Origin of the sequence: Mesorhizobium sp. M3A.F.Ca.ET.080.04.2.1, assembly GCF_003952525.1 — a bacterium.
Lineage (GTDB): Bacteria > Pseudomonadota > Alphaproteobacteria > Rhizobiales > Rhizobiaceae > Mesorhizobium.
On record NZ_CP034451.1, the window covers coordinates 6112290 to 6132292 of the forward strand.

The 20003-nt window shown below is 64.5% G+C and carries 14 protein-coding genes and 1 pseudogene; 10 read left to right on the plus strand and 5 right to left on the minus strand.

The window, feature by feature from the left end; all coding sequences use genetic code 11:
- Window positions 1-94: 94 nt before the first annotated feature.
- Window positions 95-874: an SDR family oxidoreductase gene (locus tag EJ074_RS29200; RefSeq protein WP_095805987.1), complete on the minus strand. Its 780-nt coding sequence runs from the start codon at window positions 872-874 to the stop codon at window positions 95-97.
- Between the two features lie 120 nt (window positions 875-994).
- Between EJ074_RS29200 and EJ074_RS29205 the strand changes: the two genes are divergently transcribed.
- On the plus strand, window positions 995-1825 hold the full coding sequence (locus EJ074_RS29205) for a UDP-2,3-diacylglucosamine diphosphatase (protein ID WP_095805986.1): 831 nt from the start codon (window positions 995-997) through the stop codon (window positions 1823-1825).
- 176 nt (window positions 1826-2001) lie between these two features.
- Window positions 2002-3216: an MFS transporter gene (locus tag EJ074_RS29210; protein ID WP_095805985.1), complete on the plus strand. Its 1215-nt coding sequence runs from the start codon at window positions 2002-2004 to the stop codon at window positions 3214-3216.
- Here the strand turns inward: EJ074_RS29210 and dgcA are convergent.
- Window positions 3187-4170: an N-acetyl-D-Glu racemase DgcA gene (dgcA, locus tag EJ074_RS29215; protein WP_095805984.1), complete on the minus strand. Its 984-nt coding sequence runs from the start codon at window positions 4168-4170 to the stop codon at window positions 3187-3189. The genes EJ074_RS29210 and dgcA overlap by 30 nt on opposite strands.
- A 77-nt stretch (window positions 4171-4247) precedes the next feature.
- Between dgcA and EJ074_RS29220 the strand changes: the two genes are divergently transcribed.
- From EJ074_RS29220 to EJ074_RS29235, 4 genes are read left to right on the plus strand one after another with little or no spacing between them, the layout of a single operon-like run.
- The gene (locus tag EJ074_RS29220) at window positions 4248-5435 is read left to right on the plus strand and encodes an ABC transporter permease (protein WP_095805983.1); all 1188 of its coding nucleotides are present in this window, start codon (window positions 4248-4250) and stop codon (window positions 5433-5435) included.
- 1 nt (window position 5436) lies between these two features.
- Window positions 5437-6249 carry an ABC transporter ATP-binding protein gene (locus EJ074_RS29225; protein ID WP_095805982.1) on the plus strand — a complete coding sequence of 271 codons (813 nt, stop codon included), beginning with the start codon at window positions 5437-5439 and terminating at the stop codon, window positions 6247-6249.
- 14 nt (window positions 6250-6263) lie between these two features.
- Window positions 6264-7637, plus strand: a complete 1374-nt coding sequence (locus tag EJ074_RS29230) for an MlaD family protein (protein WP_095805981.1) — start codon at window positions 6264-6266, stop codon at window positions 7635-7637.
- Window positions 7615-8322 (plus strand): ABC-type transport auxiliary lipoprotein family protein, encoded by a 708-nt coding sequence (locus tag EJ074_RS29235; RefSeq protein ID WP_095805980.1) that lies wholly within the window; start codon window positions 7615-7617, stop codon window positions 8320-8322. Before EJ074_RS29230 ends, EJ074_RS29235 begins: the two co-directional genes overlap by 23 nt.
- 98 nt (window positions 8323-8420) lie before the next feature.
- Here EJ074_RS29235 and EJ074_RS29240 read toward each other — a convergent pair whose 3' ends face one another.
- Entirely contained in the window at window positions 8421-14513 is a 6093-nt protein-coding gene (locus tag EJ074_RS29240) for a kinesin (protein WP_095805979.1), read from the minus strand.
- Window positions 14514-14803: 290 nt separating this feature from the next.
- Here EJ074_RS29240 and EJ074_RS29245 point away from each other — a divergent pair, with 290 nt between their 5' ends.
- From EJ074_RS29245 to EJ074_RS29255, 3 genes are all read left to right on the plus strand, one after another.
- A complete protein-coding gene (locus tag EJ074_RS29245; protein WP_095805978.1) occupies window positions 14804-15172 on the plus strand; it encodes an Hpt domain-containing protein in 369 nt (122 codons plus the stop codon).
- A gap of 107 nt (window positions 15173-15279) precedes the next feature.
- A complete protein-coding gene (locus EJ074_RS29250; protein ID WP_095805977.1) occupies window positions 15280-15600 on the plus strand; it encodes a 2Fe-2S iron-sulfur cluster-binding protein in 321 nt (106 codons plus the stop codon).
- A 93-nt stretch (window positions 15601-15693) separates the two neighbouring features.
- Window positions 15694-16725, plus strand: a complete 1032-nt coding sequence (locus EJ074_RS29255) for an NAD(P)/FAD-dependent oxidoreductase (protein ID WP_129553942.1) — start codon at window positions 15694-15696, stop codon at window positions 16723-16725.
- 21 nt (window positions 16726-16746) lie between these two features.
- Here EJ074_RS29255 and EJ074_RS29260 read toward each other — a convergent pair.
- Window positions 16747-18224 (minus strand): annotated as a pseudogene (locus EJ074_RS29260) (MDR family MFS transporter).
- 227 nt (window positions 18225-18451) lie between these two features.
- Window positions 18452-19069, minus strand: coding sequence for a DUF922 domain-containing protein (locus EJ074_RS29265; RefSeq protein WP_095806156.1), 618 nt, complete (start codon window positions 19067-19069; stop codon window positions 18452-18454).
- An 82-nt stretch (window positions 19070-19151) separates the two neighbouring features.
- Between EJ074_RS29265 and folP the strand changes: the two genes are divergently transcribed.
- Window positions 19152-20003, plus strand: a complete 852-nt coding sequence (folP, locus tag EJ074_RS29270) for a dihydropteroate synthase (RefSeq protein WP_095805974.1) — start codon at window positions 19152-19154, stop codon at window positions 20001-20003.

Below are 20003 nucleotides of genomic sequence, written 5' to 3' on the forward strand. Positions count from 1 at the left end.
TGGCATTCGTGTTACCGAAGCGCAAAATGCCAAGTTATTTCAGATTGTTACAGGAAGACTCTGTGGCCGTGACGCTGCCGGGTAGTCCACGCGATCAGAAGGCGCTGACGTAAAGGCCGCCGTCGACCGGAATGTTCTGGCCGGTGAGATAGCCGGCATGGACCGAGCAGAGGAAGGCGCAGATCTGCCCGAACTCTTCCGGCGTGCCGAGGCGTTTGGCCGGCACATCGGCGCTGATGCGGGCCTTGCGCGCGGCGGCCGCGGCCGGCTCCTCCGGCGTGCCGGCCTCGTGCGGACCGCGCAGCCGGTCGGTGTCGAGCTTGCCGGGCAACAGGCTGTTGATCGTGACGTTGCGGTCGATCACCGTGCGCGCCACGCCGGCGAGGAACGATGTCAGGCCGGCGCGGGCGCCCGAGGACAGGTCGAGGCCGGGTATCGGCACATAGACCGACAGCGAGGTGATGTTGACGATGCGGCCGAAGCCGCGCTTGGCCATGCCGTCGATCACCGCCTGGATGAGTTCGATCGGCGTCACCATGTTCTGCGTCACGCCCTCGAGGATCTTGGCGCGGTCAAGCTCGCGGAAATCGCGCAGCGGCGGGCCGCCATTGTTGTTGACCAGGATGTCGGGGTCCGGACAGGCGGCAAGCAGCGCCTTCTGCACCTCCGGTTTCGAGACATCGCCTGCCACTTCGATTACTCCGACCCCGAATCTTTCGCGAATGTCCTGTGCGGTCTTGGCCAAAAGCTCGGCGTTGCGGCCGTTGACGACGAGATCACAGCCTGCCTCCGCAAGCGCGACCGCGCAGCCGCGCCCCAGTCCCTTGCTGGAAGCGCAGACGATGGCCTTCTTTCCGCGAATGCCGAGATCCATGGCGGTTTTCTCCGTTGATAGGTCCGGCAGGCTAGCGCCTGGGCTGGACCAATCGCAACCGTCATACGGTTGTTGCATGAATCGGGGCATAGGCTGTCGCGAAAGCAACGGTGACAAGCGATGTCCGGTCCAGAGCCCCGCACTTTCCGCAGCATGTTCATTTCGGACGTGCATCTCGGTTCCAAGGCGGCCAAGGCCGACTTCCTGATCGACTTCCTGCGCCACCATGAGGCCGACATCATCTATCTGGTCGGCGATATCGTCGATGGCTGGCGCCTGCGGCGCAACTGGCACTGGCCGCAGAGCCACAATGACGTGGTGCAAAAACTGCTGCGCAAGGCGCGCAAGGGCGCCAGCATCACCTACATTGCCGGCAACCATGACGAGTTCGCCCGCCAGTTCCAGGGCGTGCATTTCGGCGGCATCGTCGTTGCCGACCGCGCCATCCACGTGACCGCCGACGGCAGGCGGATGCTCGTCATCCATGGCGACCAGTTCGACACCATTGTGCACAACCGGCGCTGGCTCGCCTATCTTGGCGACTACGCCTATGACGCGGCGATGATGGTCAACCGGGTCGTGACGAAGCTGCGCCACATGCTCGGCCTGCCTTACTGGTCGTTCTCGTCCTGGGCCAAGGTCAAGGTCAAGAAGGCCGTCAACTTCATCGGCTCGTTCCAGACGGTGCTCTCCGAGGAAGCGCGACGCTCCCATGTCGACGGCGTCATCTGCGGCCACATCCACCACGCGGCGATCGAGAACTATGGCGAGGTCCAGTACATCAACACGGGTGACTGGGTGGAAAGCTGCACGGCGGTGGTCGAGCATTTCGACGGCCGCATGGAGATCCTGACCTGGGCGCATGTGCAGCCGCAGGCGCCGGCCGGAAAGGACGTGCTCGTGCCCGTCGATATCGTCGGCATCCAGGGCAGGGCGGCCAAGGCCGCCTGACCCCTCCAATTGTCGATCACGACGCGAGCCGCGGCCGCCTTCCGCGATGGGCCGGAGAATTCGTCTCAACAGTTTCAGCCTGATCGGTTGGTCCAGGCAGTTCCGCCGTGTGCTGCCTCATGTTAGGGAACGCAACGCGTTGCAGGCCGTCCCACGCAACGTAATTGGATCGATTCATGTCGCTGCCGCCACTTTCGCCCGAGCAACTCGTCAAACCGAGCCATTTCGAACTGCGCATGAGCCTGATCTTCGCGACATTGTTCGTGTCGCTTGGCATCCATCTGCCCTATTTTCCGCTCTGGTTGCAGGCCAAGGGTTTCCATGCCGAGCAGATCGCCGTCATCCTGGCGGCGCCGATGTTTCTGCGAGTGGTGACGACACCCATGCTGACCGCCTTTGCCGACCGGGCGAAGGACCGTGCCAACGTCTACATCGCGCTGGTCGCGGCATCGATGATCATTTCGGCCGGCTATTTCCTGCCGGCCACCTACGCGATCGTGCTGGCCATATCGCTGCTTTTGACGATCGCCTGGACGCCGCATTCGCCGATGGCCGATTCGCTGGCGCTGTCCGGCGTGCGCCGATTCGGCTCCAAATACACCGGCATGCGCAAATGGGGCTCCGTCTCCTATCTCTGCGCCAATGTCGTGGGCGGCTTCATCCTCGCGCAAACCGGAGCCAAAGCCGTGCCGGCGATCCTCTTCGTTGCGCTCGCGGCCGCGCTGATTGCGGGCTTGTTGGCGCCGCGCATGGGAAGGCCACGCAAGGCGTCGCCGCTGTCGGCGGCCGATCTGCAGCATTCGGCGCCGAGCCTGTTCAACGCCTATTTTCTCTATTTCACCCTTGGCGTCGGCATCATCACCGCCAGCCACGCATTCCTTTACGGCTTTGTGTCGATCTATTGGAAGTCGATCGGCATCGGCGACTCGGTCGTTGGCCTGCTTTGGGCTTGGGGCGTGGTGTCGGAAGTCGGCATGTTTCTGTTCTTCAACCGCATTTTCGCTTCCGTCTCGGTGACCAGGGTCATGATGATCGCGGGCTTCGGCGCCATCTTGCGCTGGATCGCCTTTCCGATGGTCTGGCCGCTCGGACTGGGTGTTGCCGGATTCTTCGGCGTCCAGACGCTGCATTCGGTGTCGGTGGCGATGGTGCTGATCGGCCTGCAGAAGATGATCGGAGAAACGGTGTCCGAAGAACGTACGGGTGCCGCGCAAGGCATTGCCTATTTCTTCAACGGCTTCTTCATGGCTGCGGTGACGCTCGCGTCCGGGCCGCTCTATGAACGTCTCGGCGTCGACGGGTTTCTGGTGATGATCCCGATCGCGATTGCCGGTCTTGCGCTGATCGGGCTTGCCGCGCGTTCAGCCCCACAGTCCCCGGTCCGGCGGTGATACCAGCGATCCCTGGTAGACCAGGCCTGGCTCGCGATCGCGGGCCAGCAGCAGCGGACCGTCGAGATCCACGAAATCGGCGTCCTGAGCAAGCAGGACGGCCGGCGCCATGGCGAGCGAGGTGCCGACCATGCAGCCCACCATGATGCCGAATCCCAGCTCACGGGCGCGTTCGTTAAGCTTGACCGCCTCCGTCAGACCGCCTGACTTGTCGAGCTTGATGTTGACCGCGTCGTAGAGGCCGACCAGCGAATCGAGGTCCTTTGCCTCATGCACGCTTTCGTCGGCGCAGATCGGCACCGGATGAGCGATCTCGCGCAGGATGCCGTCGCGGCCGGCGGGCAGAGGCTGCTCGATCAGCGCGATCCCGAGTTGGGCGGCGAAGGCCAGATTGGCTTCGATGTTGCCGTCCGTCCAGCCCTCATTGGCATCGAGAATGATCCGGCTCCGCGGAGCGGCCTCGGTCACCGCGCGAATGCGGGCCAAGTCGTTGTCGCCGCCGATCTTGACCTTGAGCAAAGGCCGCGTGGCGTTGGCGCGGGCCTGGGCGGCCATGGCTTCCGGCTCACCGAGCGAGAGCGTGTAGGCAGTTTCAAGCGCGTGCGGTTGGGCAGCGCAGATCCGGGTTGCCACTGGCCTGCCGCTCAGCTTGGCCTCCAGATCCCACAGCGCGCAATCGATGGCGTTGCGCGCGGCGCCGGCCGGCATGGCCGTGAGCAGGGCGGCTCGGTCCATCCCGCCTGCAAGGCGCGGACGCATTGCCTCGATCGCCTCGCGCACGCCTTCCATGGTCTCGCCGTAGCGCCTGTAGGGGACGCATTCGCCGCGCCCTATATGACCTTCGTGAGCGATTGTGACTGTGATGACCTCTGCCTCGGTCTTCGAGCCGCGCGAGATGGTGAAGGCGCCGGCGATGGGAAAGCGCTCCGGCTCGACCGAAATGACACGCGCCATATTTTTCTTCTCCGGCTATGCGGCCCGGGTCTGCCGGCAAATCGACACGCCAGTTCCGCCACGCTAAACAGGACGCCATGTTGAACATCCGCAAACGCGACGCAAGCCGCACGGCCTCCGGTGAAGCCAATCACCAGCCGCGCGTCGCCGTGGGCGAGGAGGACGGCGTTCTCGGCTGTGCGTTCTCCGGCGTCTGGACCACGCGCACCGTAGCGCTGATCGACGCGGATATGCGCAAGGTCGAGAAGCGCAGCGGCGCAAAAAGCCTGATCCTCGATCTTTCCAAGATCGAGAAGATCGACACCGCCGGCGCCTGGCTGATCGACCGTCTCGCCAGCGCCTTCGAGAAGAAGGGTGTCGAAGTCCACCTGCAGGGGCAGAGCGAAGTCGCTTCGATCCTGCTCGGCGCGGTTGGCGATGCGGTCCGCCGCGAGCGCGAATCAGGCCCGGCCGGCCCGCCCAACATCATCTTGCGCGCGCTGGAACTGGTCGGCCGACGCGTCTTCGAGATGCGCGACGACTTTTTCGCGTCGATGAACATCCTTGGTGCCACCATCCGGGGCGCGCAGATGAAGCTCGGCCGCGGCCATGCCGTCAATCCGGCCGCCATCTTCAACCAGATCGATCGCATGGGCGTCGGCGCCATCCCCGTGGTGGTGCTGATGTCGGCCATCGTCGGCGCCATCGTGGCGCAGCAGGGCGCCTATCAGCTGAGCTATTTCGGGGCCGACATTTTCGTCGTGGATCTCGTCGGCGTGCTGATCCTGCGCGAACTCGGCGTGCTGATGACGGCGATCATGCTGGCGGGCCGCTCGGGAAGCGCCATCACCGCCGAGATCGGCTCGATGAAAATGCGCGAGGAAGTCGACGCGCTGAAGGTGATCGGGCTCAACCCCATCGGCGTGCTCGTCTTTCCGCGGCTGGTGGCATTGGTGATCGCGCTGCCATGTCTGACGATCGTCGCCAATTTCGCCGCCCTTGCCGGCGGCATCGTTGCTGCCTGGCTCTACTCCGATATTCCGCCGGCCGCATTCCTCGACCGGCTGCGTGTCGCCATCGACATCAGCACGATTTTTGCCGGGCTGATCAAGGCACCCTTCATGGCCATGATCATCGGCATCATCGCCTCGGTCGAAGGCATGAAGGTGGGCGGCAGCGCCGAATCGCTGGGCCAGCACGTCACCGCCTCGGTGGTGAAGTCGATCTTCGTCGTTATCATCCTCGACGGGCTGTTCGCCATGTTCTATGCGGCGATCGAGTTCTGACATGGCGATCGCGAACGGACCCAAGCCAGCGCAGGACAAGGACGACAGCGAAGTCGTGCTTTCCGTGCGCGACGTGACCGTCGCCTTTGGCGACAAGGTCATCCTCGACAAGCTGTCGCTCGACATCAAGCGCGGCGAGATCCTGGGGTTCGTCGGTGCTTCGGGCGCCGGCAAGTCTGTGCTGCTGCGCACCATTCTGGGCCTGATGCCCAAGCAGTCAGGCACGATCAAGCTGTTCAACGTCGACGTCGACAAGGCAAGCGAAGCCGATCGCCTGCGCATCGACATGCGGCTCGGAGTCCTGTTCCAGCATGGCGCGCTGTTTTCGGCGCTGACGGTGCTGGAGAACGTTCAGGTGCCGATGCGCGAATATCTCGACCTGCCGAAGAAGCTGATGGACGAACTCGCCATGCTCAAGATCGAGCTGGTCGGCCTGCCGCCGGACGCGGCGCAGAAGTTTCCGTCCGAGCTCTCCGGCGGCATGATCAAGCGCGCGGCACTGGCGCGCGCGCTGGCGCTCGATCCCGATATCGTCTTCCTCGACGAACCGACATCCGGCCTCGATCCGATCAGCGCCGCCGAGTTCGACGAGCTGGTGGTCAAGCTGCGCGATACGATGGACCTGACGGTCTACATGGTCACGCACGACCTCGACACGCTGTTCACCGCCTGCGACCACGTGGCGGTGCTCGGCAAGAAGAAGGTGCTGGTCGAAGGCACGATCGACGACATGCTGAAGAGCGAGGAGCCGTGGGTGAAATCGTATTTCCGCGGAAAACGTGCTCGCCAACTTGATCTCGCGGCCCGCGCATAGCCATAAGTGAGGCAATGGAAACCAGAGCCAACTACATCATTGTCGGCATCTTCACGCTGGCCGCGATCCTTGCGGCCTTCGCCTTCGTCTATTGGACGGCCGCGATCGGCGACAGGGGCGAGACGACGCTGTTGCGCGTGCGCATCCCGGGTTCTGCTTCAGGCCTCGGCCGCGGCAGCTTCGTGCTCTTCAACGGCGTCAAGGTGGGCGACGTCAAGCGCGTCTATATCGACGTCGACAACCCGACGGTCGCCATCGCCGACACCGAAATCGACCGCATGACGCCGATCACCAAGTCGACACAGGCCGATATCGGGCTCGCCGGCCTCACCGGCCAGGCCAATATCGAGCTCAAGGGGGCCGATCCCAAGGAGGTGAAGCTGCTCGACCAGGCGGAAAAGGAAGGCAAGGTCGCCGAGATCGTCGCCAACCCGTCCGCCGTGACCAATCTGTTGCAGACGGCGCAGGATATCTTCACGCGCGCCGACAAGGTGCTGTCCGAGCTGGAAGGCTTTACCAGGGACGTCCGCGGTCCGCTGACCCAGACCGTCCGGAACGTGCAGACCTTCTCCGACGCGCTGGCCAAGAATTCCGACGGCATCGACAAGTTCCTGTCCAGCGTCAGCGCGCTCTCCGACGAGCTGAAGGGTGTTTCGGGCAAGCTCGACGGCACTTTGAAGGCCGCCGAAGGGCTGCTCAATTCCGTCGACAAGGACCAGATCAAGAGCATTGTCGCCAACGTCAACACGGTGACCGGCAATCTGAAGGAGACTTCGAAGCAGTTCGACACCGTCATCAACAACGTCAACACGGCGGTCGGCTCGATCAACGACTTCGCGCAGAAGACGCAAGGCACGCTTGACAAGGTCAATGGCGTGCTGGACGGCATCGATCCGGCGGAGGTGCGCACCGCATTGGCCAACATCCAGAAGGCCAGCGACAACGCCAATCAGGCCGCCGCCGACATCGCCAAGGTGACGAACAAATTCGCCAACCGGGCCGACGATATCGACCAGACGATCAAGGACGCCAAACAGCTTGCGCAGCGACTCAACGACGCTTCGGTGCGCGTCGACGGCATCCTGGTCAAGGTCGACAACCTGCTTGGCTCCGGCGAGGCCAATGGCGTGATGGCCGACGCCAGGGCGACGCTGAAATCGTTCAAGGAGGTCGCCGATACGCTGAACGCGCGGCTCGGCACCATCACCGACAATCTGGCCCGCTTCTCCGGCCAGGGCCTGCAGAATGTCGAGGCGCTGGTCCAGGACAGCCGCAGGTCGATCAACCGCATCGAGGAAGCAGTGACCGACCTCAGCCGCAATCCGCAGCGGATCCTGACGGGCGGCGAGGGCGAGGTCCGGCAATATGACGGCAGGGTGCGGCGTTGACTTCGGCCTTCGCCCACCGCAAGAACAAGGGCCGCAATTGCGGGTTGATCTTACGATCCGGGGACAACGGGGATCTCGCGTGAAGTCGACTGTCAGATCGGGCGGAGTGAAATCGGCCGCGCTGCTGCTTGCGCTCTCGGTCGCCGGCTGCGCGGCGCTGGGCGGCAAGCCGGCGCCGCTCGACACATTCGAATTGTCGGCGCCGATGGTCGACGCGCATGGCCACAGCCGCCGCCAGATCCTGATCACCCAGCCGTCGGCGCTCAAGGCGCTGGACAGCCAGAACATCGTGATCAGGCCATCCGATCTGTCGATCCAGTATCTCAAGGGCGCGCAATGGGCGGACCGCCTGCCGCTCATCGTGCAGGCCAGGCTCGCCGAAACCTTCCAGCGGTCCGGCAGCTTTGCCGGCGTCGGCAAGCCGGGCGAGGGGCTGGCGATCGACTATCGGATCATCGCCGAGGTGCGAACCTTCGAAGTTCGCGTCAATGGCGGCGAGCATGCCGAGGTCGATCTGTTCGTGCGTATCCTCAACGATCGCAATGGCGAGGTGCGCGCTGCCAAGAGCTTCAGCGCGAGCGCGCCGGTATCCGGCAGCGGCAACGCCGCCTATGTCGGCGCGCTGGACAGCGCCTTCGGCCAAGCGGCGAAGGACATCGTCCGCTGGACGGATTCGGTGATCTGAGCGGGAATCGTCCCAAGCGCTCCGACGAGCCGAAGGTGCGGCCGAGGACATCAAAAAGGCGGGACTTGCCCGCCTTTTTTGTTCTCGGCGCGGCCTGACTACTGCAGCCGGCCGCTGGCGTGGGCAAGCATGGTGTAGACCTTGCCGGTGTCCGACGTCAGATAGGTCTGCGCCATGATGTTGTCGCGGTCGTTGCGCGACACGTCCTTGAGCAGCTTCTCGAAATCGTCGCAGTAGCGGTCGACCGCGGCGCGGAACTCCGCCTCGGCCTGGTATTTGCGACGGATCTCGTCGAAGGTCTGCTGGCCCTTCAGCGTGTAGAGGCGCCGGGTGAACACGTCGCGCTCGCCGCGCCTGTAGCGGTTCCACAGCTCGATCGAGGCGTCGTGGTCAATGGCGCGCGCGATGTCGACGGACAGCGAGTTGAGCGACTCCATGACGTGCAATGGCGAGCGCTGGGCAGGAGCCGCACGCGGCGCTTCCGCCGGCGCCGCCGGCTTCAGCTCTTCATCGCGCGAAGCATTGGTCAGGAGATCACGCACCCAGCCGCCCTGCGCCGTCTTTCCATTGGGATCGCGGCGGGTCGCCTCCGCCGGGCGCTCGAGATCGAGCGTGCCGCGCAGGCTTGCTTCGGCGAGCGGTGCCTGCGGGGCCCGGCTCTCCGGCTGAGGCTGAGGCGCCGGCGGACGGCGCAGCGACTGCTCGGCGGGACGGGCAACAGGCGCCTGCGGGGCGGGACGGAGGCTCCGCGGCTCGGCGCCTTCGCTGCTGCCGCTGCGGCCGGATTTCGCAACGATGTCAGACAGTTCCTTGAGCGCGCTGATCTGCTCGGCGACGGCGCGGCGGATGGCCGAGGTCGATTCCTTGGCTTCCTCGGGCATCTCGATGACGCCCTTCTTGAGTTCGGCGCGGGTCAGGTCCAGCTCACTCTTGATCGAGCCGGCGGTGCGCCGCATCTCCTCGGTGGCGTCGGCGAAGCGTTGCGTTGCCGAATCGACGACGTCGGCGATTGCCGTGCGGATCTTCTCCGCCGACTCCCTCGTGCGGCCCTCGGCGTTCTGCATCGTCTTGCCGACGAGGTCTTCGAACGAGCGCATGACCTTCTCGAGGTCTTCCGACTTCTTGACCAGGCCGACAGCAAGGTCTTCCAGCGAGGACTGCCGCTCGAGCGTGTGCTCGAGATTGCTCTGCGCCGAGCTCAACAAGGTCGAAGCGCTCGACAGCAGCCGGCTGTGCTCGTCGAATTTGGTCGCGATGGCGGCAACCTCGCGCAACGTCGCCGACGACAGATCGGTGAGCCGCGTCGTGTTGGTGTCGACGAGACGCGCCGAACTGGCGAAGGTCTGCGCCGCCTTTTCGGTCGTCACCGCGAAGCTCTGCGTGCTGCCGGTGAGACGTTCCTCGACGTGACCGAGGTTGGCTGCCGCCTGCTCGATCAACTGACCGAGTTGTGCGCTGGAGTCGGACATGCGGCCGATGAGGTCGGTCACACTGTCTGCCAATGTCGAGCGCGCGCCCTCGACGGCCGAAAGCGTCTCGGCCGTGCGGCTGGCAAGCGCGTTGACGAGAGCCGCATTCTCGCTGCGCAGCTTCTCGGTCGCGCGGGCCGTGACCTCTTCCATGCTCTTGTGCAGCTCCGAGCCGCCCTGGGCGAAACGCTCGACCAGCGGCCGGGCCTTCTCGTCGAGGATCTTGGACATTTCGGCGGAGCGCGCGGCCAGCATGGTGTTGAGCTCGCGGGTGTTGGCGCCGATGGTCTTTGCCGCCTCGTTGGTGCTCTGGCCGATATGCTGTCCGACCGCCGTAAAGGTTTCGGCGATGACGTTGGCGCGCGAGATAAGCTGCGCCTCGGCCCCGGAGACCTGCTCGTCGAGCTTCTTGCCCATTGTCTCGGCTGTGGACGCGAGACGGCTTTCGACGCTCGCGACCTGCTCCTCGACGCGGGCGGCGACCGCGGCTGCACTCGAAGCCAGCCGCTCGTCGGCGCCTGCCAGCGCCTGCTCGATCTCGCGGGCGTGAACGGCAAGTTCCTGGCCGGTCTGGCGGGCACGGTCGGCGACGCGCTGCTCGGTGGTGGCGAACGCTCCGACAATGGTTTCGGTATGCTGGCCGATGGCCGAACTGCTGTCGGAGATCCGCGACACCAGCCGCTGATCGGCGTCGTCGAAGATGCGGGCAATCTCGGACGCCCGCGACGAGAGCGCTTCCGAACCCTCGGCGATGCGATTGATCAGATGCTGGTCGGCGGCGTCGAAGATGCGGCCAAGATCGGCGGCGCGCGCGGCCAGCGCTTCGGCCGACTCGGTGATGCGCATGCTCAGCCGCTCGTCGGCGCCTTCGAAGTTGCGCAGGATGTCGCCGGCGCGTGCCGCCAGCGACTGCGCGGTTTCGACCGCGCGTGCAACCAGCTTCTGGTCGGCGGCGTCGAACGTGCCGGCGATGTCGCTGACGCGTGCATTCAGCTTGTCGGCGGTTTCCTCGGCGCGAGCCATCAGCGAGTTGGAGGCTTCATCGGCGCGGGCCATGAGCATGCTGGACGTGTCCTGGGCGCGCTCGTGCAGGCGGCGGTCCGCCTCCTCGAAGGCGTGGGCAATATCCTCGGCCCTGGCAAGCAAGGCGGCGGAAGTCTGCTCGGCGCGCTCGGCGATCTTGCGATCGGCATCGCTGAAGGCGGCACCGGCCTGCTCATGCAGGGCGCTGGTGATTTCCATGACCTTGTCGCGCAAGGCGCCGGCAACGAAGACGGCCGTCTTTTCGAGAACGCCGCGGACATTGTCCACCCCGTTCGAGAGGGCCCGCTCCATGGTGCCGGCACGCTCTTCGATGATGCCCGTCTGGCGGCTGAAGGCCTGCTCGATCTTTTCGACATCGGCGGCGATCGCCGCCGAGATGTCGCTGCTCTTGGCGGCGATCTGGTCGATGTGGCCGGACACCGAATGGTCGATGTTCCGGCGGGTCTCGGAGAGCTTGGCCAGATCGTCCTCCAGAGCGCGGGCGAGGAGGTCGCGGCCTTCCGACAGCTTGCCGACATGGCCGGCAATGATGCCGTCGATTTCGCTGCGGCCCTCGGCGAGCTTCTGCAGGTCGTTTTCGAGCGCCCGGGTGAGGATATCGCGACCTTCGGCAAGTTTTTCGACCTGGCCGGCGACGAGACCGTCGATGCTAGAGCGGCTTTCGGCCAGCTTGGCGAGGTCTGCTTCGAGGGCGCGCTTGAGGATGTCGCGGCCTTCGGCGAGCTTCTCGACCTGCCCGGCGACCAGTCCGTCTATGCTCGAGCGGCTTTCGGCCAGCTTGGCGAGGTCGTCCTCCAAGGCCTTGGACAACGTCGCGCGGTCCTCGACAAGCCTGTCTGCGTGGCTCTGCATGAGGCCGCTCGCATTGGCCATATCGGCATCGAGGACGCGGGAAAGCTCGGCGCGATGATCGGCGATCTTCTGCGAATGATCGACAATGGCTCCCTGGATGGTGTTGAGGTCCGCTTCCAAGGCTCGCTTGAGGATGTCGCGGCCCTCGGCAAGCTTCTCGACCTGCCCGGCGACCAGGCCGTCGATGCTGGAGCGGCTTTCGGCGAGCTTGGCCAGATCGTCCTCGAGCGACTTCGTCAGCACCGACCGATCCTCGACCAGCCTGTTCTGGTGGTCGGCGATTGCGCCGCCGACCACCTGCAGGTCGGCCTCGAGGGCCCTCGACAGCTGCGCGCGCTCTTCCTGCACCCTGTCGGAGTGTCCTGCGATGGTATCCCTGATCGTGTTGAGGTCTGCCTCCAAGGCGCGCTTGAGGATATCGCGGCCTTCAGCGAGCTTCTCGACCTGGCCGGCGACGAGGCCGTCGATGCTGGCGCGGCTTTCGGCGAGCTTGGCGAGGTCGGATTCGAGCGTCTGCGACAGCAGGCTGCGATCCTCGGCGAGCTTGCCGGCGTGGCTGTCGATGAGGTCGCGGATGCCGCTCAGGTCGCCTTCCAGCGCGCGGCTCAACTCACCCCTATCCTCAGCGATCTTGGCTGAATGGGTCTCGATCAGCTTTCTGATGCCAACGATGTCGGTCTCGAGCGCCTTGGCCAGCACCGCGCGGCCCTCGGCGATCTTCTCCACCTGGCCTGCGACCAGCCCATCGATGCTGGCGCGATTGTCGGCCAACTTGGCGAGATCAGCCTCCAGCGCGCGCGCCAGAATGCTGCGGCCTTCGGCCAGTTTCCCGACATGGCCGGCGACCATTTCATCAATCATCGTACGGGCTTGGACCAATCTGCCGGAGTCTTCGTTGAGAGCCTGGGACAGACGGTTGCGACCCTCTTCGAGCTGCTCGAGATGGGCGCCGAGCGAGGCGTCGATGGCCGCGTGCGACTCGTTGACCTTGCGCAGATCCTCTTCCAGCGCGCGCGACACCAGGCTGCGGCCCTCGGCGAGCTTCTCCACCTGGTTGGCCACGGCGGCGTCGATATCGGCGCGGCTTTCGGCGAATTTTGCCAGGTCCGCCTGCAGCGTGGCGGCCATGCGGTCGCTGCTTTCGGAGAGCTTGCGGCTGTGGTCCTCGATCGCCTCGTCAATGCCGGCACGGGCGCTGGCGAGCCGCTGGAGGTCGGCGTCGAAGGAACGCGACACGACGTGGCGGGCGGCTTCCATGCGTCCGGCGAAATCGGTGGCGCGGGCCTCGAGCATGGACGAGGTCGACGAGATGATATCGGCCATGTCGGCGCCGATCTGGGTCTTGCCCTGATCGATCATGGCCGACAGCGAGTCCTTGCTCTCCGCGAAGGTGTTGGCGATATCGCGCGCACGCTCGACCAGCGTCTCGTTGATCTGGCGGGCACGGGCCTCGAGCGCGGCGTTGAGCTTCTGTGTGCCCGTATCCAGCGCTTCGGCGCGGGTCTGGAATTCGCTGATCAGCGCCTGCCCGCGTTCGGCCAGCGTCCGCTCGATGCCGCTCAGGCTGGCCTCGAACTCCGAGTTCAGGGTGCGCGCGGCGCCGCCAAGCAAGGAAACCATGCCGTTGGTGCGGTCGTCGAGCAGGTCCGTCAAGGAGCGGGTGAGGCCGTCGGTGGTGTCGGTCAGCTTGGCGATGCGCGTGTCGAGGAGGCTGGCGAAGGCCTCGCCAGAGGTCGACAGGCGGTCGGTGATCGTATCCAGCCGGGTTTCGACGGAATCGAAGATCGACATCGAGCTTTCGTTGATGCGATCGATCAGCGTGTCGCCGGAATTGTTGATCGTCATCGACAGCTTGGTCGAAGCATTGAGGATCGAGTCACGGATGATGTCGCTGGCGGCGCCGATCTCGTCGCGCAGCGTTTCATGGGCGCCGGCGATGGAAGCGCGCACGCGCTCGGCATGCGAGACGACGGCCTCGCGCTCGCTGCCGAGACCATCGACCAGCGAGCGGATGCGAACCTCGTTTTCGGAGTAGGAACGCTCGAGCTGGTTGACCTCGCTGTGGACCAGCGTTTCGAGCTCCACCGCACGCGCCAGCGTGCGTTCGATGCCTTCGCCCATCGCCGCGACCTCGCGGCGAACGGCCTGGCCGATCATCATGACGCGATCCTGGGCCAGGTTTTCCGGCTCGGCCAGGCGGAACGCCACTTCGGTCATGGATTGCGCGGCAATGCGCATTTCCTGGGCCCGCCGGACCATCGCGGCAAAGGCCCAGAACAGAATGACCGGAACGATCGCGGCAATCGCAAGGCCGATCAGTTCAGGACGAGCGAAGAGCTGGTCGAAGCTGCGGACCTTCCAGATGTCCGACCCGAAAAGCAGGTTGGCGAGTCCGCCGGCGCCGGCGATCCAGGCCACCGAAATGAACGCCACGACCCAGTACACCGTGCTTGACGCACGCCGGTTGAGGCCGTGCAAAAGCGTGCGGTAGTCCTTCTGGCGGTCGTCATTGGCTGGGGTGAAGCCCGTGGGAGCCGGAGTGAAGCCCGTGGGCTGCGCGCCATTGCGCGATTCGACCGGCCGCAACTCTGCCGATTTGGCCTGAGACGCCGCTTTCGAAGCAGGGATTTGAGCTGACTCGGCCTTCTGGTTGCGTCCTTCGCGCGCGAGCTCATCCGCGGCCTGCGATATCTGCGCTTCCAGGTCCTCCATCGAGGCCGCCATATCGAGACCGCCGTCGTCGGTGAAATCGAAGTCCAGGGCCTTTTCAAGCTCTGCCGCTACATCGCTCTCAAGAGACTTCGTCGTCGTTGGCTTCTTCGCCATGCCTTCGCTACCCTGTACTAGCTGCCGCGGGACTTATGGTTTTGGCCTGATTCTGGCTTGTCTGGTCCCATGCAGGAGGCTGAAAAGTGGACCCCTCGTATCGTAATGACACACGGGGGTAAAGAAAACATGCATTCCGGGCGATACGTAAAACTTTAAATATAGGGTTAACGCAAGCGTGATTTGGTGGCCTCTCTGACAACATTTTTTCAGGGCAAGCGTTAACCCGCTGGCGACGGGAATCCGCCTATTTTCCCGCGGCCGAGCGCAGTTTTGGAGTTGCAGCGAGCATGCGTGGCGAGATTGGTATTGCGTTTTCCATGCCCGGTGGCGATGCGTCGGGGACAGCAGGGTCGCGGCCTGTGGATTTAGCCCATCTGGCGCGGCAGACAATGGACGATCGCGCGCTCGAGCAGGAAGTTCTGGCCCTGTTCGTGCAACAGGCGCTTTCGGTGCGCGACAAGATCCTCGATGCCGATCCCAAGGATCGGATTCTGCTTGCGCATGGCCTGAAGGGCTCCGCGCGCGGCATTGGCGCCTTCGGCGTTGCTGAATGTGCCGAGGCGATCGAAAAGCAACCCGACGATGCCCGAGTCCTCAAGAGGCTCGGCGCTCTGATCGAGGAAGTGCGCGAGTTCATCGCCGCCATCAGCCGCTGACCAGGCAAAGCGCGCCTTCTGAAAAACGTCATTCGGTGGCGCTTTCGCGCCGCAGTTGACTTGTCCGGCGGAGTGATTATCTCGGCTGCGACTCCTTCAGGTGACAAATGACCAAGCTGACTTTCATCGCCAATGACGGCACTCAATTCGACGTGGACGCCGAGAACGGCTCGACCGTCATGGAAAACGCGATCCGCCACGCGGTGCCCGGCATCGAAGCGGAATGCGGCGGCGCCTGCGCCTGCGCGACGTGCCATGTCTATGTCGACGACGCCTGGACGGCGGAGGTCGGCGAGCCGGAGGCGATGGAGGAGGACATGCTGGACTTTGCCTATGACGTCCAGCCGAACTCGCGATTGTCCTGCCAGATCAAGGTGCGCGACGCGCTCGACGGGCTTGTCGTCCGCGTGCCGGAACGCCAGGGCTAAGCCGACTTTCGGATTTTCTTTTCCCGTCGCTGCTTGGCAGCAGCCCATCGCTCATGCAGTGTCCCATCCCATTCCCAAAACGGGGCGGAACTGATGAACGATACGATCAAGACGGACGTACTCATCGTCGGGGCGGGGCCGGTGGGCCTGTTCGCCGTGTTCGAGCTTGGCCTCTTCGACATGAAGTGCCATCTGATCGATATTCTCGACCGTCCCGGCGGGCAATGCGCCGAACTCTATCCGGAAAAGCCGATCTACGACATTCCCGGCTGGCCGATCATCACGGCGCAGGGTCTGGTCGACAAATTGCTCGAGCAGATACATCCGTTCAAGCCGGGGTTCACCTTCAACCGGATGGTCTCAAGCCTCGAAAAGCTCGAGGACGGCAGCTTCCGCGTCACCACGGACGAGAACGAGGTGTTCGAGGCCAAGGTGGTGGTGATCGCCGCCGGCGGCGGTTCGTTCCAGCCCAAGCGTCCCCCCATTCCGGGCATCGAGGACTATGAAGGCAAGAGCGTCTTCTATTCCGTCAGGCGCATGGAGGATTTCCGGGGCCACGATCTCGTCGTGGTCGGCGGTGGCGATTCCGCTCTCGACTGGACGCTCAACCTGCAGCCGATCGCGAAGAGCGTTACCCTCGTGCATCGGCGTCCGGAATTCCGGGCGGCGCCCGACAGCGTCAACAAGATGTACGCGCTGCAGGAGATGAAGCATCTGTCATTCCGTGTCGGCCAGGTGAGCGGCCTGACGGGCGCGGATGGCCAGCTCTCGTCAGCGACCGTCAAGGGAGGCCCGGACGGCGATGTCGAGGTGCCGTGCACCCGCATGCTGCCCTTCTTCGGTCTCACCATGAAGCTCGGCCCGATCGCCGAATGGGGGCTCAACCTGCATGAGAACGTGATCCCCGTCGACACCGACAAGTTTCAGACCTCGGTTGCCGGCATCTTCGCCGTCGGCGACATCAACTGGTATCCGGGCAAGCTGAAGCTGATCCTGTCCGGATTCCACGAAGTCGCCCTGATGGCGCAAGCGGCCAAGCGGATCGTAAGCCCCGGCGAGCGCATCGTCTTCCAGTACACGACCTCATCGACAAGCCTGCAGAAGAAGCTCGGCGTGCACGACTAGCGCCTGGCAAAGCCGCAGGCGCTATTCCGAGAGGGCCGGCGCCGCCTGCTCGGGGTGGCCGCGAAGCGGTTTTTCCGGCATCAAAGCCAGCGCGACCAGCGCCAGCACCAGCGTGATGCCCGCCGTCAGGAAGATCATCACGAAGGGCATTGCCGACGTCAACTCGATATGGCTGAGCGAGCCCTCGGCGGCGAGCGGCAGCCCGTAGCCGAGCGCGACGGCGCCAAGCATGGCGACGCCAAGTGCGCCGCCCAGCGACCGCAGGAAAGTCAGCACGCCGGTGGCGACACCAAGATGCGCCCGGTCGACGGCATTCTGGACGGACACGGTGCTGACCGGAAACGTCGTTCCGCTGCCCAAGCCGATGAGGGTGGTCAGGATCTCCACCTCAAGCAGCGAGGCGTGTGGGGCAATGGCGCTGAGCACCCCGATGCAGATGATGGCCAACACGATGCCGAACATGGCAATGCGCTTGTAATGGACAAGGCGCGGTATCATGCGGCCGCTGAAGGTTGCGCCGGCGACCGTGCCAAGCAGGAGCCCGAGCATGGCCGTGCCGGATTCGGAAGCCCGACGACCGACTGCAGATAGACCGGCAGGTAGACGGAGGCGCCGATGTTTGCCGCCTGCAGCAGGAACATCGACAGCGTGCCGGCGAGCACGATCGGATTGCTTAGCACCTCGAGCGAGATCAACGGTTCCACCGCCCTGAGCAGGCGCCACGCGAAAAAGGCCCAGAACACAGCCGAACAGGCTACCAGCCCAAGGATTTCGGCGGAGAGCCAGGGATAGGCGCTGCCGCCCCAGTTGAGGGCCAGAAGCAGGAGCGCCGTGGCAATGACCAGCAATACCGCGCCAAGCCCATCGATGCGGTGGTGCTTGGCGGCGATCGGCAGCTTCCTAAGCGGCTTGTTGATGATCGCCATTGCGAGGAAGCCGATCGGCAGATTGATCCAGAAAATGAGCGACCAGTGCAGGTGCTCCGCGAAGACGCCGCCAAGCAGGGGGCCAGCGACGCTCGCGACTGCCCAGGTGCCGGAGATCCAGGCTGCATAGCGTGCCCGCTCCCGCGGCGGCACGAGGTCGCCGATCACGGTCTGCGTCAGGGCGAACAGGCCGCCGCCGCCGGCGCCCTGAACCGCGCGGCCGATGACCAGGACCAGCATGTTGGGGGCAAGCGCGCTGACCAGCGAGCCCAGCAGGAAGATCAGCACGGCCGCGTAGATGACCGGCCGGCGTCCGTAGACGTCGGAAATCTTGCCATAGAGCGGCGCCATCGCGGTTGCCGTCAGAAGATAGCCGGTGACGATCCAAGGCAGATACTCGGCATGTCCCAGCGCATGCGCGATCGTCGGCAAAGCGGGGGCAACGATTGTCTGGTCAAGCGCCGCCAGCAGCATCGACAGAAGAACGCCGCCGATAATGGCGTTCTTCTCGCTCTCGCTCATCGGCGAGGCGGTTGCTCCCATCGCGGTGCGGTTGTCGATGGCCTGATCCATGGCTTGTTCTTTCAAGGCTGGTGCGCATTCCGCCAGGAAGTGCCGGGCCTGGGCGGTCGGCCCGCTGTGTGTGCAGCCTAAATGAATGTTCCGTGCTTGCGTTCGCGGGCTTGCGAACCAGACTTATGTCGTTCGATTTAGGCCGATTTCGACCGCCACTCGAAAGTTTTTCACATCTGGCACTATGCTTGGGCATGTTTGGCCTGCGCCGGCCTGCCTGTCCTCGTTCAGTCCGGCGCCAACCGGCCGCTCTGGATGCGCTGCAAGCGATAGTGCAGCAGCCGCAGGATGCGGCTTTCGAAATTGACGCCTTCGACGCGATCGAACTGGACCTGGGCGCGATCGTGCCTGGCTAGGACACTCGCAGTGATTTGGGCGGCTTGGGCCTTTGCTGCATCGCAGGTCCGCTGCGGATAAGTCGCCTTCAACGCATCCTCGAGTTCCCGGGCATGGTTCTTGGCGATCTCGACATGGCGCTCCTCGTGCCGCTTGATGTCGGCCGAGAGCGTATCCCAGAACAGCCTGACGTCGGGCTGTACCCTACGGGGGCGTCGCCACTCAGGAAGGATAACCTTGACCCTTATGGTGACCTGTGCGTTGGCGATCCGGCAGGAATTCGCCGTCTGCGCGTAGCTGACGCGCGTGGTGAACGCCATCTGGGTCGCGCCGGGATGTCGCGATCCGGTGCTTTTCACCTCGGGCCCGTTTTTCGACAGCTGGCTTGCGATGTCGTCCAGAGTGCGGCCGCGGACGCTGAAATAGCTGTACGTCTTGACCAGGTTCGCCGCGTCGGCCGGCATGGCGGCGAGTGTCAGCACCAGGGCGCAGAGCAGGGATCGGTTCATCAGGTTGCCTCTTGGTCCACCTTGCTTTACGGCCGTTGCCAGCGCAACGGATTTTCCGCGGATCATGAATGGTTGATGGACAATGACGACGAGGCGGTGGCAGCTGGCGCATGGACGCCATCTCGACCTTGGCCCGAAAGCGGTCATCGTCGGAATCCTCAACGTGACGCCTGACAGCTTCTCCGATGGCGGTCTCTTCATCGATCCGAAGAACGCGCTAGCCCAAGCGCGCCGCATGGTGGAGGAGGGCGCGTCGATCATCGATGTCGGCGGAGAGTCGACACGGCCTGGTTTTGCCCCGGTGACGGCCGAGGAGGAGCAGGCGCGCGTGCTGCCGGTCATCGAGGCGCTCGCCGCGTCCGGCGAGGCGCTGATTTCGATCGATACCTATCGCGAGGACACCGCCCGGCGTGCCGTCGCCGCCGGCGCGCATATCGTCAACGACGTCTGGGGCTTGCAGCGCGAAGAGGGCATCGCGCGCATCGCGGCGCAGACCGGTGCCGGGCTCGTCATCATGCACACCGGGCGCGAGCGGCAGAAACTGCCCGACGTGATCGAAGACCAGTTCCTGTTCCTGCGAAGATCGCTGGAGATCGCGCGGGCCTGCGGTGTCGGCGATGGCCAGATCGTGCTCGACCCCGGCTTCGGCTTCGCCAAGGAGACAGCAGAAGAGAACCTCGATCTGATGGCGCGGTTTTCCGCACTTCGGGAGCTCGGCTTTCCGCTGATGGCCGGGACGTCTCGCAAGCGTTTCATCGGGACGGTCACGGGCCGGGAACCCGCCCAGCGGGCGGTAGGCACCGCGGCCACCAGCGTCATCCTTCGGCTGAAGGGTGCCGACCTGTTTCGGGTCCACGATGTCGCAATCAACGTGGACGCGCTGGCCGTCGTCGATGCTATGTTGGCCAGAGAAATCGACCCGCCCGGACATTGA

Excerpts from the sequence above, each read along its gene's own strand:
- EJ074_RS29200 (WP_095805987.1), bottom strand. The coding sequence starts at position 874 with ATGGATCTCGGCATTCGCGGAAAGAAGGCCATCGTCTGCGCTTCCAGC.
- EJ074_RS29205 (WP_095805986.1), top strand. The coding sequence starts at position 995 with ATGTCCGGTCCAGAGCCCCGCACTTTCCGCAGCATGTTCATTTCGGAC.
- EJ074_RS29210 (WP_095805985.1), top strand. The coding sequence starts at position 2,002 with ATGTCGCTGCCGCCACTTTCGCCCGAGCAACTCGTCAAACCGAGCCAT.
- dgcA (WP_095805984.1), bottom strand. The coding sequence starts at position 4,170 with ATGGCGCGTGTCATTTCGGTCGAGCCGGAGCGCTTTCCCATCGCCGGC.
- EJ074_RS29220 (WP_095805983.1), top strand. The coding sequence starts at position 4,248 with ATGTTGAACATCCGCAAACGCGACGCAAGCCGCACGGCCTCCGGTGAA.
- EJ074_RS29225 (WP_095805982.1), top strand. The coding sequence starts at position 5,437 with ATGGCGATCGCGAACGGACCCAAGCCAGCGCAGGACAAGGACGACAGC.
- EJ074_RS29230 (WP_095805981.1), top strand. The coding sequence starts at position 6,264 with ATGGAAACCAGAGCCAACTACATCATTGTCGGCATCTTCACGCTGGCC.
- EJ074_RS29235 (WP_095805980.1), top strand. The coding sequence starts at position 7,615 with ATGACGGCAGGGTGCGGCGTTGACTTCGGCCTTCGCCCACCGCAAGAA.
- EJ074_RS29240 (WP_095805979.1), bottom strand. The coding sequence starts at position 14,513 with ATGGCGAAGAAGCCAACGACGACGAAGTCTCTTGAGAGCGATGTAGCG.
- EJ074_RS29245 (WP_095805978.1), top strand. The coding sequence starts at position 14,804 with ATGCGTGGCGAGATTGGTATTGCGTTTTCCATGCCCGGTGGCGATGCG.
- EJ074_RS29250 (WP_095805977.1), top strand. The coding sequence starts at position 15,280 with ATGACCAAGCTGACTTTCATCGCCAATGACGGCACTCAATTCGACGTG.
- EJ074_RS29255 (WP_129553942.1), top strand. The coding sequence starts at position 15,694 with ATGAACGATACGATCAAGACGGACGTACTCATCGTCGGGGCGGGGCCG.
- EJ074_RS29265 (WP_095806156.1), bottom strand. The coding sequence starts at position 19,069 with ATGAACCGATCCCTGCTCTGCGCCCTGGTGCTGACACTCGCCGCCATG.
- folP (WP_095805974.1), top strand. The coding sequence starts at position 19,152 with ATGACGACGAGGCGGTGGCAGCTGGCGCATGGACGCCATCTCGACCTT.